The 15,176-nt window shown below is 66.7% G+C and carries 4 protein-coding genes; all 4 read right to left on the bottom strand.

The annotated features are described in order from the left end of the window. Window positions 1-5: 5 nt before the first annotated feature. Entirely contained in the window at window positions 6-2,015 is a 2,010-nt protein-coding gene (locus ACF8SD_RS03390; RefSeq protein ID WP_173891691.1) for a MacB family efflux pump subunit, read from the bottom strand. 8 nt (window positions 2,016-2,023) lie between these two features. Further along, window positions 2,024-3,181 carry a macrolide transporter subunit MacA gene (macA, locus tag ACF8SD_RS03385; protein WP_173889093.1) on the bottom strand — a complete coding sequence of 386 codons (1,158 nt, stop codon included), beginning with the start codon at window positions 3,179-3,181 and terminating at the stop codon, window positions 2,024-2,026. A gap of 80 nt (window positions 3,182-3,261) precedes the next feature. Further along, a complete protein-coding gene (locus ACF8SD_RS03380; RefSeq protein ID WP_392503466.1) occupies window positions 3,262-14,562 on the bottom strand; it encodes an amino acid adenylation domain-containing protein in 11,301 nt (3,766 codons plus the stop codon). Window positions 14,563-14,600: 38 nt separating this feature from the next. Next, window positions 14,601-15,176 (bottom strand): phosphopantetheine-binding protein (locus tag ACF8SD_RS03375; RefSeq protein WP_392503461.1); only part of this gene is annotated, 576 nt, incomplete at its 5' end.

Raw genomic sequence — 15,176 nt, 5'->3', positions numbered from 1 at the left:
CTGCCTCAATCCCGGGCCAACGCCTCGATCGGATCAAGCCGCGCTGCGTTCCTTGCCGGTACAAACCCGAATACCACACCGATCAGCGTCGAGCAGGCAAACGCCATGACGATCGAGGCTGGCGAAAACACCATTTCCCACTGTTTGACGAACAGCTCGAACAGGTACCCCACGCCATACGACAAGCCGATCCCGACCAGGCCGCCAAACAGGCACACCATCACCGCCTCCACAAGGAACTGTTGGCGAATGTCCGACTGGCGTGCCCCCACCGCCATGCGAATGCCGATCTCGCGGGTACGTTCGGTCACCGACACCAGCATGATGTTCATCACCCCGATGCCGCCCACCACAAGCGAAATCACGGCAATCAGTGACAGCAGCAAGGTTAGCGAGCGGCTGGTCTTCTGCACCGTCTGCATGATGCTGTCGAGGTTGTTGGTGAAGAAGTCCTTGGTCCCATGGCGCTGCAGCATCACCCGGGTCACCTCCTCTTCAACGCGCTTGCTGGGCACGCCATCCTTGATGCGCACACTGATGCTGTCCAAGTGCCGCTGGCCCAGGATGCGCCCGGCAGCGGTTTCGTAGGGTACCCAGATGTTCAACTGGTTGCTGGCGACGAACAGGTTCTTGTTTTCGGCCGTTACCCCGATCACCGTGCACGGCAGGTTGCCGACCAAAATCACCTGCCCTAGCGGGTCAACGTGCGGGCCGAACAGGCGCTTGCGGGTGTTGTGGTCGATCACCACCACTTGTGCCTGGCGCCGTGCATCGTCGGCGCTGAACACGATGCCGGCGGCCAACGGTATGTTGCGCACCTGAAAATAATGCTCGCTCACGCCATTGAGCTGCGCGTCCACGTCCAGGTTGCGGTAGCGCACCAGGGTGCTCTGGCCGATCACTGGGGTGGCGCTGTCGACGTAGTACAGCGCGTTGAGCGCTGCCGCGTCGGCAGGTAGCAAGGTTTCGATGGTCTTGGCCCGGCTGTCACCGAAATTGCTGCCGGAGTAGATGTCGATGGTGTTGCTGCCAATGGCCTGGATATCTTTCAGTACATAGCCCTTGGCACCCTCGCCAATGGCCGAGATAGACACCACCGAGGTGATGCCGATGATGATCCCGAGCATGGTCAGCAGGGTGCGCATGCGGTGCGAGATCAGCGCGAGCCACGCCATCTTGAACGCCTCGCGGAACAGCCCCAGGCTGACCCGCAGGCGGCGCCCAACCGCCACCTGGGCCACAGGTGCCGGTTGGGCTTCAGGTTCAGCGATGGCGATGGCAGGTGCGCTGGTACGTCGGTCGCTGACAATCTGCCCATCACTGACCTCGATGATGCGTTCGGCATGCGCCGCCACCTTGGGGTCATGGGTCACCAGGATCACCGTGTGCCCGGCCGCGTGCAGCTCTAGCAGGATGTTCATCACTTCCTTGCCGCTGGCGGTGTCCAGTGCGCCGGTCGGCTCGTCGGCCAGAATCACCTGGCCGCCGTTCATCAGCGCCCGGCAGATACTCACCCGCTGCTGCTGGCCGCCCGACAGTTGGCTGGGGCGGTGCTCCAGGTGGTGCTTCAGGCCCAGCCGGGTCAGCAGCTCGCACGCCCGGGCATGGCGCTGGCCCTGCGGCGAGCCGGCGTACACCGCCGGTATCTCGACGTTGTGCAGGGCATCCAGGTGCGGCAGCAGGTGGTAGCGCTGGAAGATGAAGCCAAAATGGTCACGGCGCAGCGCCGCCAGGGCATCATCGTCCAGCTCCCGGGTTTCCTGCCCTGCAACCTGGTAGCTACCGCTACTGGCGTGGTCGAGGCAGCCAAGGATGTTCATCAGCGTCGATTTGCCCGAGCCTGAGGCGCCGATGATCGCCAGCAGCTCACCGCTGTGAATCTGCAGGTCGATACCCTTCAGCGCCAGGAAAGCTCGATCGCCAGCCTGAAAACTGCGCGTCACCCCCTGCAAGCGCAGCAATGGCTGTGCCGGGTTGCAGGTCACCGCCGTGCCTGCGCCAGGCTGCACATTCATGTTCATGCTCACGCCCCCGTTTCGCCTGACACCGGCTCGCCAATCACCACCCGGTCACCTTCGGCCAGGCCATCCTCGATCTGCACCTTGACGTTGTTGTTGATGCCCGCCTGCACGTTGCGCAACTGGGCGAACCCCTTGGCATCGAGCACCCGCACCGGGAAGCTGCCATCAGCGTTGCGTGTGCCCAGTGCGGCCACGGGCACGGTGAGTACGCCGCGGGCGGTGTCGAGCACGATATGCACCTGCGCAGTCATGGAAATGCGTAGGCGGTGGTCGGAGTTGGGTACTTCGAACAAGGCGTTGTAGAACACCGCGCCAGTCGGCTTGCCACGGCTGCCTTCCTGTTTGTCGCTGCTTTGTGCGTAGTTCTGTGGTGCGGGTTCGGTGCCGCGTAGCTTGGCGTAGTAGCGTTTGTCCTCGCCAAGGATGGTGAAATACACCTCCTGGCCAGGGGCAATGTGGATCACATCGGCTTCCGACACCTGGGCCTTGACCGTCATGGTGTCGAGGTTGGCCAGCTTGAGCAGTACCGGCGCCAACTGGTTGGCGATCACGGTCTGCCCCTCCTGGGTGACGATGCCCACTACATGGCCGGTGATGGGCGCATTGATGCGGGTATAGCCCAGGTTGACCTTGGCCGTGTCGATTTCCACCCGCGCGCTCTGGATCTGCGCATCCAGCGAGCGCACGGCAGCCTGCTGCACTTCGTATTCCGACTCGGCATTCTCGAAGTCCTGGCGCGACACCGACTCGTCAGCCTGCAGTTCGCGGTAGCGCTGGTACACGCGCCGGGTCTGCTTGAGCTGGGCCAGGGCCGAACGCCGTTCGGCCTGCAATTTCTCCTCGTCCACTTCTGCCTGACGCAGGGTATTGCGCAATACCAGCGGGTCGATCTCGGCCAGCCACTGGCCCTGGGTCACCTTGTCGCCGAGCTTGACCTTCAGCGACTTCAACTGCCCCGACACCTGAGCACCCACATCCACCTGCTTGATGCCTTCGAGCGTGCCACTGGCCAGCACCGCGTTCTCGATATCGCCACGCTCGACCGTGGCGGTGATGTATTGCGGTGGCTTGGCCGGGGCCTGAATGGCGTACAGGCTCATGCCTGCAACCAAGGCCACTGCCAGGCCGAAGCCGTACTTGCGCAATCTGGACTTGTTCATGAACACTCACTTTCCCAAGAAATTCACTCGACCCCGGCAGCGCCTGCCCCTCGCCGAAGGCAGGGGGCAAGCTGCCGTGGTCACGGGCTGACCTTGCCGTGCTGCACGGCCTGGCCGTCGTGCCACCAGGCCGCCAGGCTGAACACGTCCGGCACTTTCAAGATGCTGAAGTGGTCGCCCGGCCCCTGCCACAGCGTCAGTTGCGGCATCAGGTGCTGCCAGCCTTCCTGCATGGCAGCGTGCTCGCGGGCGTTGCCCAGCGCGTCCAGTTGCGGGTCATCGACCAATACCAGGCCCACCGGCCCGGTATACGTCAGCGACGGCCGATAGACGGTGCGCAGGGCCGTGGCGAAGGTACGCACTGTGCCCTCCAGCACCGCTGGCGTGGACCGCGCTGGCAACAGCCCGTTGCGCACCATGCCGGCATGCAACTGCCGCAACTGCTCATCAGCCGTGGCCAGGGCAAACGCTGCCGGGTCGATGGCCAAGGTTTTGCCGGTAGACCGTTGCAGCGCTTCAACCAGCTGCTGCAACGCCTCGCCGAAGGTGTACGGCTGGCCGCAGGTTCCTCCGGCGCCCGGCGCCTCGCTGTCGATCAGGGTCAACGAGCGCACCGGCCGGCCCTTGGCCTGTAACCGGGCGGCGATGGCATGCGCAACCCACCCGCCGAACGAATGCCCGACCAGGTTCAACGGCCCGTGCGGGTACACCGCCTCGATCGCCTGCACATGGCTGTCGGCGGCGGCTTCGACGGTACTGTGCGGTAGGCCGGCACCGTCCAGGCCGCGGGCCTGCAAGCCATGCAATGGCCAGTCCGGCCCCAGGGCTTCGGCAAGGCCAATGAAGCTGGTGACGCTATCCCCGGCCCCCGGTACGCAGAACAGCGGCGCGTGCCCTGCGTGCCCGCTCTGGATCGCCACGTGCGCGACCGGGGCCGGTGCCACGGCGTTCGGGCAACCGGCAAGCGCCTCGCTCATCACCTGCCCAAGGGCAGCGACGTGCGGGGCCTGCATCAGGCTGCGGTGGTCGCCCGGCACCGTCAGGGTCTGCAAGCGCTGGCCGGGCAGTGCCTCGCCCCAACCCAGGGTCGGCAGAGGGGCTGGGCCCTGCTCGGCGCGGAACAGGTGTACCGGTATGGGCAACGGCGCCGGGCGGTAATGCGCCAAGGCATAGCCATGGGCCAGTTCACGGCTGAAATAATGCAGCAGTTGCGCATCGCTCATGCTCGCCCACAGGCCATAGAGCAGGCCCTGTGCTCGACAGGCGGTCAGCAACGTGGCGAAGTCCGCCTGCACCGCCTCCAACTGCTGCAATTGCGCAACCTTACCGGCAGCCGCCAGCCCTTGCGTGCGCCAGAACGTCGAGCAGTTGAGCAATAGCTGACGCTCCAGCGCATGGTGCCCTGCCCAGCGCGCCTTGCCCTGGTCGGCCAGGCGCGGCGCGTAGCTGTCGATCAGCCCGACGAATTCGACGCTTTCGTCAGCCCCCAGCAACTGGTTGGCCATTTCAAAGGCGACGATGCCGCCGAACGACCAGCCAGCCAGGCGGTAGGGCCCGTGCGGCTGAACCTGGCGCATCTGCCCGATGTGGTAGCGGGCCAGGCACTCCAAGGTACGCGGTTGCGGCTGCTCGGCAGGTACGCCGGGCAAACCGTAGATCGCGAACGCGCCGCCCAGTTGCTGGCCCAGCACGGGGAAGTAGAAATCCAGCCCGGTGAACTCGTGGACCAGGAACAGCGGCGTGCCTGCCGTACCGGCACGTACCGTGACGGCCCCACCCGCTTGCCTGGTGTTGTCGTCCAGCCGTGCTGCCAGCAAGGCGACGCTGGGCTGCTGGAACACATCGTTCAGGGCTGCCTGCAAGCCCGCTTTGTTGAGCCTGTCGAGCAGACGGATAGCCGCCAGGGAATGTCCGCCCAGCTCGAAGAAGTTGTCGTGCCGCCCTACCCGCTCCACGCCCAGCAGCTCGGCCCACAGGGCCGCCAGCAGGTGTTCGGTGTCGCCTTGCGGGGCTTCGAACGGGCGGTCCAGTACCGCGCCGGGGGCTGGCAGTGCCTTGCGGTCGAGCTTGCCGTTGGGGCTCAGCGGCAGGGTGTCCAGGTGAATCAGTACCGCCGGGACCATGAACGCCGGCAAGCGGCTGAGCAAAGCGGCGCGCAGCACCTCCAGCGTCTGGGGTTGGCCGGTGTAGTAGGCCAGCAATTGCTGTTCGCGTGCGATCACCACCGCTTCCTGGACACCTTCGATACCGGTGAGGCAAGCCTGGATTTCGCCCAGTTCGATACGCAGGCCATGCAGCTTCACCTGGTCGTCGTTGCGGCCGAGGTATTCGATGTTGCCGTCGGGCAGGTGGCGCGCCAGGTCCCCGGTGCGGTACAGGCGTGCGCCGGGTACGAACGGGTCGTCGATGAAGCGCTCGGCGGTGAGTTCGGCGCGGTTGAGGTAGCCCCGGGCCACCTGCACGCCGCCGATGTACAGCTCGCCGGCTACCCCCTGGGGCACCGGTTGCTGCTGGTCGTCGAGGATGTACAGGGTGGTGTTGGCGATGGGTTTGCCGATCGGGGTGTTGTCCGGAGCGCTGGTGCAGTGCCAGGCGCTGACATCCACCGCAGCTTCGGTCGGGCCGTAGAGGTTGTGCAGCTCGACGGTTGGCAACTGAGCGTGGAAGCGCCGCACCAAATTCCCCGGCAACGCCTCACCCGAGCAGATCACACGTACCAAGGGTAGGCGCGGCCTTGCGTTGTGATCGGGCTGCGCGGCCGCCCCGGCGACAGGGGCTGTCGAGGAGAGGAACACGTCGAGCATCGAGGGAACGAAATGCAGGGTGGTGACGTGCTCGCGGGCGATCACCTCGCGCAGGTATTCCGGATCACGGTGCCCACCGGGGCGGGCCATCACCAGCCGTGCACCGGTCTGCAACGGCCAGAGGAACTCCCACACCGATACGTCAAAACTGAACGGGGTTTTCTGCATCACCACGTCGGCCGCATCCAGGCCGTAAGCGTTCTGCATCCACAGCAGGCGGTTAACGACCCCGGCATGCTCGTTCATCACGCCTTTCGGCAGCCCGGTCGAACCGGAGGTATAGATCACGTAGGCCAGGTGCCGGGCATTGAGCCCTGCTACAACCGGGTCAACCACAGGCTGATCCGTCCAGCTCGGCTGGTCCAGATCAATGAGCAGACCCACTTCCGGGACGTGCCGGGTAGCCGCATGCACCAGCACCGCCACCGGCGCGCTGTCGCTGAGCATGTACCGCACGCGCTCGGCCGGGTAGTCCGGGTCCACCGGCACATAAGCGCCACCGGCCTTGAGAATGGCCAGCAGCCCCACCACCATCGACAGGCTTCGTTCGACGCAGATGGCCACGCGATCGTCCGGTTTGACCCCCAAGCCGATCAAGTGGTGCGCCAGGCGGTTAGCCTGCTGGTTGAGCTGGCCGTAGGTCAGCTCGCCCTTCTCGGCCCTGACCGCCACCGCCTCGGGGGTGCGCCGAACCTGCGCCTCGATCAGGCCGTGCAAGGTCTGCCCCAGGTCGTAGGCGACGGCTGTGTCGTTGAAGTCCAACAGCAAGCGCTTGCGCTCGTGCGCATCCAGCAGCGGGGCATGCGCGGCAATGGCACGGTCACCGGCCACAAAGGCCCACAGCAGTTGCTCGAAATAGCCCGCGAACCGCGCAATGGTGGCCCGCTCGAACAGCGCCGTGGCGTACACGATGCCGCCAGCAAAGCCGTCGCCACGCTCGCCCAGGCTCAAACTCAGGTCAACCTTGGCGACGCTGGCCGGGCCGCCCAGTGCAGTCACCGCCAGGTCTGCCAACTGCAGCGCCTCGCGGCCTGGGTTGCCATCCCAATCCAGCGACACCTGGTACAGCGGCGTATGCGCCAGGCTACGGCGTGGGCGCAGCCGTTCGACCACTTGCTCGAACGGCAGATCCTGGTGCGCCTGGCCGCCCAGTACGACCGCTTTTACCCGCGCCAGCAACGTCGCCACATCCGGTCCGCCCGACACATCCAGGCGCAGCGCCAGGGTATTGACGAACATGCCGATCAGCCCGTCCACCTCTGCTTGCTGGCGGTTGGCGACCGGCGAGCCGACCACGACTTCGTCCTGGCCGGCCAGGCGCGCCAACAGTACCCCCCAAACCGCCAAGAACAGCATGTATGGCGTGACCGCATGGCGCCGGCACAGGGCTTTGAGCTCGCTGCTCAAACGCGGATCCAGGCACAGTTCGACACTGTCGCCGGCATACTGCTGCCGCTCCGGGCGGGGGCGGTCGCAAGGCAGGCTGATAAGCACAGGGGCGCCGCTCAACTGTGCGGCCCAATAGTCCGCCTGCTGTTGCAAGGCCGTGCCACTCAACCAGCGGCGCTGCCACACGGCATAGTCCAGGTATTGCACCGGCAAGGCAGGCAGTGGGTCTGGCTGCCCGGTGCTGAAGGCCTGATACAGTGCACCCAGCTCCCTGACCAGTACCCCCAGCGACCAGCCATCGGCGACCAGGTGGTGCAGCGTCAGCAGCAGCACATGGTGGTCCTGGCCCAGGCGCAACAGCCGCCCGCGGATGGGCAGGTCATGGGCCAAGGCAAAGGCCTGGCCGGCGTCTTCGCGCAGCAACGCCGCCAACGCCACCGGGTCAAGGCCTGGGCAGTCCTGCCAACCCAGGCTGAAACCGCGGCTGTCACTGGCCAGGCGTACATGGGGCTCGCCATCCGCTGCGACAAAGTGGCAACGCAGGCTTTCGTGCCGCTCGATCAGCCGGTGCAGCGTGCGCTCCAGTGCGGCACGCTGCAGCGGGCCCTGCAGGCGCAGGGCGATGGGGATGTGATAGGCCGCACTGGCTTCCTGCAATTGTGCCAGGAACCACAGGCGCTGTTGCGCGAACGACAGCGGCAGCCGGCCTGTGCGGGGCGCCGGCGTGATGGCCGGCAACGCCTGGCCCTCGCGCGTCAGGCAGGTGGCCACCGCTGCCAGGCTGTCGTCGGCAAACAGGTCGGCCAGTGCCAACTCATGGCCCAGCCGTTGGCGCACCTGCGCCAGCATGCGCATGGCCAGCAGCGAATGGCCGCCCAGCTCGAAAAAGCGGTCCTGGCGGCCGATCGGCTGTACGTCCAGCAACTCTGACCACAGCGCCGCCAAGGCCTGCTCGCGCTCGCCTTCGGGCGCCTCGTAGGCCGCCACCGCAAAGTCCTGCGGCCCCGGTGCCGGCAAGGCCCGGCGATCGACCTTGCCGTTAGCGTTCAACGGTAGCCCTGCCAAGGCGACGAACGCCGATGGCACCATGTACTCCGGCAACCGGCCGCGCAGGTAGCCCCGCAGTTGCAGGGCGTCCAGGCTGGCAGCCTGGCGGGTGTACCAGGCCACCAGGCGCAACGGCCCGGACGCATCGGCAACGGCCATTACCACGACTTCGCCGATGCCCGGGGCCTGAGCCAACTGCTGCTCGATCTCGCCCAGCTCGATGCGAAAACCGCGGATCTTCACCTGATCGTCGTTGCGCCCCTGGTACTCCAGTTGGCCGTCGCCGCGCCAGCGCACCAGGTCGCCGGTACGGTACAAGCGCCCACCCGGCTGGGTGCTGAAGGGGTCGTCGATGAAACGTTGGGCCGTCAGCTCGGCACGGTTCAAATAGCCCAGCGCCACGCCATCGCCACCAATGTACAGTTCCCCAACCACACCTTCTGGCACCAGCCGTTGCCAGGCATCCAGCACATACACCTGGGTATTGCCGATAGGCCGGCCAATGGGTACCTGCGCGGCGTCTTCCGCCAACTCGCGTACCTCGCAGGTCACCGCAAAGGTGGTGGTTTCGGTCGGCCCGTAGCCGTTGAACAAACGCAAGCCGGGGGCCTGTTGCAGCAAACCCCGGAACGCTGCCGGCTCGGCACGTTCGCCACCGCACAGCAACACGCGCAGCCGGGCAAGCGCCGCAGGGACCAGCTGTACATACTGGTTGAACAGCGCAGTGGTCAGGAACAGCACGCTGACCTGCTGCTCCAGCAGCGCCGTGGCAAAGCTAGCGGGGTCGATCAGCGTGGCATGATCGATCACGCGCACCTGGCCCCCGTTCAGTAGCGCGCCCCAGACCTCAAAGGTGCTGGCATCGAATGCGGGGTTGGAGGCAAAAGCGAAGCGGTCGCTGGCCAGCAGGTCGACATAGCCGTTGTTCAATACCAGGCGCGCGATGCCCCGGTGCGGCACACACACGCCTTTGGGTGTGCCGGTGGTGCCGGAGGTGTACATCACATACGCCGGGCTGCCGGCATCCAGCACCGCGGCAAGGTTGACGACGGGTTGGCAGTCGAGTGCCAACCCATCGAGTTCCAGGCGGGGCACCGGCAGGCCAGGTGCCATGCCGGCAACCGTGAGCAGCAACGCGGCCTGGCAGTCCTCGAGCATGAACAGCTGACGCTCGGCGGGGGCATGCAGGTCGAGCGGCACGTAGACGGCACCGCACTTCAGCACGGCCAGTTGCGCCACCAGCAGTGACAGCGAACGCGGCAACAGGATGGCCACGCAAGCGCCAGGCTTTACCCCGCTGGCGTTCAGGTAGTGGGCCAGGCGGTTGGCGCGCTCGTTGAGCTCGCCATAGCAAAGGGTCTGTTCGCCCTGCACCGCCGCCACAGCCAGCGGGTGGAGGGCCACGCGCTGCTCGAACAGGTGGTGCACGGCAACGTCACGCGGGTAGGCGTAATGGGTGGCGTTGCGCGCGTGTAGCAAATCCTGGCGCTGCGCCTCGTCAATCAGCTCCACCTGGGCCAGGGCTTGCTGGTCATCATCGGCCATGGCCCACAGCAGGCGCTCGAAGTAGCCCAGGTAGCGCTGCACGGTGGCGGCGTCGAACAGTGCCGTTGCGTAGTCAAGGCTGCCGGCCAAGGTATCGCCCTGCTCGCCCAGGTTGAGCGTGAGGTCGAACTTGGCCACTGCCGCGGCCTGGGGCACGGCCTCCAGTTGCAGGCCTTGCAGGTGCAAGGCTGCGCCTTGGGTGGCCTGCCAGTTCAAGCTGACCTGGAACAGCGGCGTGTGCGCAAGGCTGCGCGCCGGGCGAAGCATTTCCACCACCTGCTCGAACGGCAGATCCTGGTGGGCCTGGGCTTGCAACACGCGCTCGCGCACCTGCTGCAACAGTGCCTGCGCGGTGCCTGCTGCGCTGCTGTCGATGCGCATGGCCAGCGTGTTGACGAACAACCCGGCCAGCGGCTCCAGCTCGGCCCGGCCGCGGCCTGCCACCGGGCAGCCCACCACCACTTCCGGCTGGCCTGCCAGGCGGCCGAGCAGGGCCGCCCAGGCACCGAGCACGGTCATGTACAGCGTCACCCCGTGGCGCCGGGCCAGGCCGCGCAGGGCAGCGGTCAAGCGTGGCTCGAACTGCACCGGCAGGCTTGCACCGGCAAAGTCTTGCCGCGGCGGCCGTGGCCGGTCAGCAGGCAGCTTGAGCAGCTCGGGGGCACCTTCGAGGTTCTGCTGCCAGAAGGCCGCCTGGCGTTGCAGCTGCTCGCCAGCCAGCCAGCGGCGCTGCCATACCGCGTAGTCTGGGTACTGGATGGCCAACGGCGGCAGCGGGTCATCGCGACCGTTGCACACGGCTGCGTACTGCACGCTCAGTTCATGGGTGAGCACCCCCAGCGACCAGCCATCGGCGACGATGTGGTGCACGGTCAGTGCCAGCACATGGTGTTGCGCGCCCAAGCTCAGCACGTGGGCACGAAGCAACGGCCCGTGGGCCAGGTCGAACGGCGCTGCCGCCAGTTCCTGCAGGCGGCCTGGCAACGCTTCAGCGGCCAGTGTTTCACAGCTGAACCAGCCGTCGCCCGCAGTGGCGGCAATCACCACCTCGGCGCCGTCATCACGCGCAACGAAGCGGCTGCGCAACGTTTGGTGGCGCTCGATGATGCGCAACAGCGCGCCCTCCAGCGCAGCACTATCCAGCGGCCCGCGCAGGCCCAGGGCCAACGGCACGTTGTAGGCCTGGTTGCCGCCCTCCATCTGCGCCAGGAACCACAGCCGCTGCTGGGCGAACGACATCGGCAGCGGCTGCTCATGCGGCACCGGCACGATCGCCGGCAGCGCAGTGCCAACGGCCCCGGCCAACACCTGGGCTACCGCAGCCAGCTGCGGGTTGGCGAACAGCTCGGCCAGGCTCAGTTCCACGCCCAGGCGCACGCGCACCTGCGACACCATGCGCATGGCCAGCAGCGAATGGCCACCCAGGCTGAAGAAATGGTCGTCGCGCCCCACGCGCTCGACCTGCAGCAGTTCCGCCCAGATCTGTGCCAGGGCCAGCTCCAGCTCACCCTGCGGCGCTGCGTAAGCCTGTTCGAACAGCGCCGCACGCCCAGGGCGCGGCAACGCCCGGCGGTCGAGCTTGCCATTGGCCGTCAGTGGCAACACCGGCAGCTCGACGAACGCCACCGGCACCATGTAGGCCGGCAGGTGTGCCTGCAGCTGCCCGCGCAGGCCTTCAGGGTTGAGCGGCTGCACGTCGGGGCTGGCGGTGAAATACGCCACCAGCTGCGGGTGCCCGGGTTCATCCTCACGCGCGATGACCACCGCTTCGGCGATACCGGCCAAGGCTGCCAGGCGGCTTTCGATTTCGCCCAGCTCGATGCGTACGCCGCGGATTTTCACCTGGTCATCGTTACGGCCCAGGTAGTCGAGCGTGCCGTCCGGCAGCCAGCGCACCAGGTCGCCGGTGCGGTACAGGCGCCCGCCCGCCATGAACGGATCGTCGCAGAACCGCTCGGCGGTCAACTGCGGGCGGTTCCAGTAGCCCCGGGCAACCCCGACGCCACCGATGTACAGCTCGCCCGGCACGCCCAGGGCGACCGGTTGCATATGCGCGTCGAGCACGTACAGCCGCGCATTGTCGACCGGCTTGCCGATATGCAGCACACCGCCCGCCTCCAGCGCCCCGGAACTGGCCACCACAGTGGCCTCGGTCGGCCCATAGTTGTTGACCACGGCAAAGCGCTGGGTGCGATTGAACTGGCGCAAGCGGTCGCCACCTATCAGCAGGGTGCGCAAGGTCGGATGTTCCAGGTGATGGCTGAAGGCATATTCAGCCACCGGTGTGGGCAGGAAACTGACGTCCAGCGGCTGCGCCTGCCACCAGGCGAGCATGGCGTCGAGGTCGTCGTGGCCCTCGGTGGTCGGCGCCAGGTGCAGCGTGGCCCCGGCGCACAATGCCGGCCACACTTCCCAGGCCATGGCATCGAAGCCAAAGCCGGCCAGGCTGGAGGTGTGCCGCCCCTGGCACAGGTCGAAAGCACGGCAGTGCCAGTCAACCAGGTTGCTGACGCTGCGGTGTTCAACCATCACGCCCTTGGGCTGCCCGGTCGAGCCGGAGGTGTAGATCACATAGGCCAGGTGCTGCGCAGCAAGCCCGGGCACGACCGGGTTGGCGTCGCTGGCAGGCCAGTCCGCCTGGTCCAGTAACAGCAGCGGTACGCCGGTGTGACCCAGGCGATGGCTCAACGCCTGTTGCGTCAGTACCACCGCGGGGCTGCTGTCTGCCAGCAGGTAGCCGATGCGCTCGTCGGGGTGCGCCGGGTCTACCGGCACGTAACCTGCGCCGGCCTTGAGCACGGCCAGCAGGCCGACCAGCGTGTCCAGGCCGCGCCGGGCCACCACGGCCACCCGGTCGTCCGGGCGCACACCCAGGCTGATCAGGTGGTGGGCCAAGGCATTGGCGCGGCGGTTGAGTTCGCCGTAGCTCAGTTGGGCGCCGCCACTCGTTGCCGCGATGGCCTCTGGGCAACGGGCAACCTGTTGCTCGATACGTTGGTGCAGGGTCAGGTGCTGCGCGTGGCGGGTGGCGCAAGCGTTGAAGCCTTCCAGCAGCGTTTCGCGTTCAGCGGGGGGCAGCATGGCCAGCCGGTTCACCGCCAGGTGTGGGGTTTGCAGCAGGCTTTCCAGCGTTTGCTGGACATACGCACACACGCGCTGTGCCGGCACTTGCGGGCTGGCCAGCAAGGTCAGGCGAAACGCCTCGCCCAGGTCGTCCACGCTCAGCGTCAGCGGGTAGTTGGTCGCTTCGGCCGAGTCGATGATATCGATGCCGCTCAAGGCGGCACGGCGTGGCTCGCTGCTGCCTGGCGCGCTGTGGCGGTAGTTCAGCAACGCATTGAACAACGGCGCCGGTGCGGCCACGCCGCTGCAGCGTTGGGCCAAGGCCAGGGGCGCATGTTCATGGCGCATCAGCGCGCTCAGGCGCTGGTGGGTGGCGCGCACCGCGCTGCCCAGGTCGGCGCTGCCCAGGTCAACCCGCAGTGGCAAGGTATTGATGAAGATCCCCAGCGCCCGGTCGGTCGCCTCGGCGCCCAACAGGCGGCCCATCAGCACGGTGCCGAACACCACCTGCTCACGCCCGGTCAGGCCCCCCAGTACCCGGCCCCAGGCCAGGTGGAACAGGCTGGCGACGCTCACCCCCAGGCTGCGGGCCTGGGCGCGCAAGCCTTGGCACAGGGCCAATGGCAGGTCGAGCTGGTGCTCGGCATGCACCTCGCCAGCGCCCTGCACGTCCTGCAAGCCATACGCCAGGGTGGCTTCGTCGACACTGCCAAGCATGTCGCGGAAGAATGCTTCGTGCCCGGCTTCGCTGATCCCCAGCACCGCCTGCGCAACATAGTTGCGAAACGGCACCGGTGTGCCCAGTTGCGCCTGAGCGCCGCTGAGAAATGCAATCAGCTCGTGGCGCACCACCTCCAGGGCACTGTGGTCCATGGCGATATGGTGGAACTGCAAGGTCGCAGTCAGGCGCCCGTCGGCCTGTGGCGCATCACGCAGCAGGCGCATCAGCGGCGCCTGGGTCAGGTCGAGCCAGTCACGCTTTGGGGCATCGACGGGCAGGGTCATGACCGTCAGTTCGGCCTTGCGCCATACCACCTGCACCGGCGCTTGCAACCCTTGCCAGTGCACCGAGGTGCGCAGGATATCGTGGCGGGCGATCACCCCGTTCAAGGCGTCGGCGAATGCCTGCAGGCGCGCCTCGCTGGCGAACACAAAGCGCGCCTGCATCACGTACGGGTCATGGTCGCTGGCACTGGCGTGGTGGAACAGCATGCCTTGTTGCAACGGCGCCAGTGGGTAGATGTCCTGCACGTTGGCCGCGCCACCCGGGATCACGCTGACCACGCTGTCCAGGCTGGCCTGGTCGAGCGTGACCAGGTTCAGCAGTTGCGGGGTGATGTGCGTGCAGCCTGGCGCAATGAGGTTGCCCGGCACCTGTACCGCGCCCTGCTTGACCGCCACGTACTCCCCTCGCTCGAGCATGCCGACAAGGGTGGGTTTGTGCGCACGCAGTTGCGCCACCAGGGTGCTGTCGGTCAGCGCCTGGCGGTTGCCCTGGACCACCAGTTGGCCATCCTTGAGTGCCAGCTGCACATTCTGCGCGGTCAGTGTTGCCAGTAATTGGTTGATGCTCACAGGACGATCTCCATGCTGTCTGTGATGGCTGCGTAGCCGGCCAGGGTCGGTTGGTCGAACAAGGCGCGCACATCGGCCTCCAGGCCTTGCTCGCGTAGCCGTGACGTCAATGTCACGGCCAGCAGCGAGTGGCCGCCCAGTTCGAAGAAGTTGTCATGCCGCCCCACCTGCTCCACGCCCAGCAGTTCGCACCACAGGGCCGCGAGCAGGGTTTCGGTTTCGCCTTCGGGGGCAGCGTAGGGGCGGTCCTCGATGGCACCGGGTGCAGGCAAGGCCTTGCGGTCGAGCTTGCCGTTGGGGCTCAGCGGCAGGGTGTCGAGGTGCATGAACAGTGCCGGGACCATGAACTCCGGCAACTGCGCGAGCAGCGCCGTGCGCAGGGTGTCCGTGCTGTGCAGGGCGCCGGTGTAGTAAGCCACCAGGCGTTGGTCATGGGCGAGCACGACAGCCTCCTTGACGCCTTCGATGGCCGTGAGGCCGGCCTGGATTTCGCCCAGTTCGATACGCAGGCCACGCAGTTTGACCTGGTCGTCGTTGCGGCCGAGGTATTCGATGTTGCCGTCGGGCAGGTG

The sequence above is a fragment of the Pseudomonas sp. CJQ_9 genome (assembly GCF_043106615.1).
GTDB classification, from domain to species: Bacteria; Pseudomonadota; Gammaproteobacteria; order Pseudomonadales; family Pseudomonadaceae; genus Aquipseudomonas; species Aquipseudomonas juntendi.
The sequence above is the reverse complement of the archived record's forward strand: the minus strand, read 5'-3'. Positions and strand labels throughout refer to the sequence as shown.

Bases quoted from the DNA above. Each gene is read 5' to 3' on its own strand.
- ACF8SD_RS03390 (WP_173891691.1), bottom strand. From the start codon at position 2,015: ATGAATGTGCAGCCTGGCGCAGGCACGGCGGTGACCTGCAACCCGGCA.
- macA (WP_173889093.1), bottom strand. From the start codon at position 3,181: ATGAACAAGTCCAGATTGCGCAAGTACGGCTTCGGCCTGGCAGTGGCC.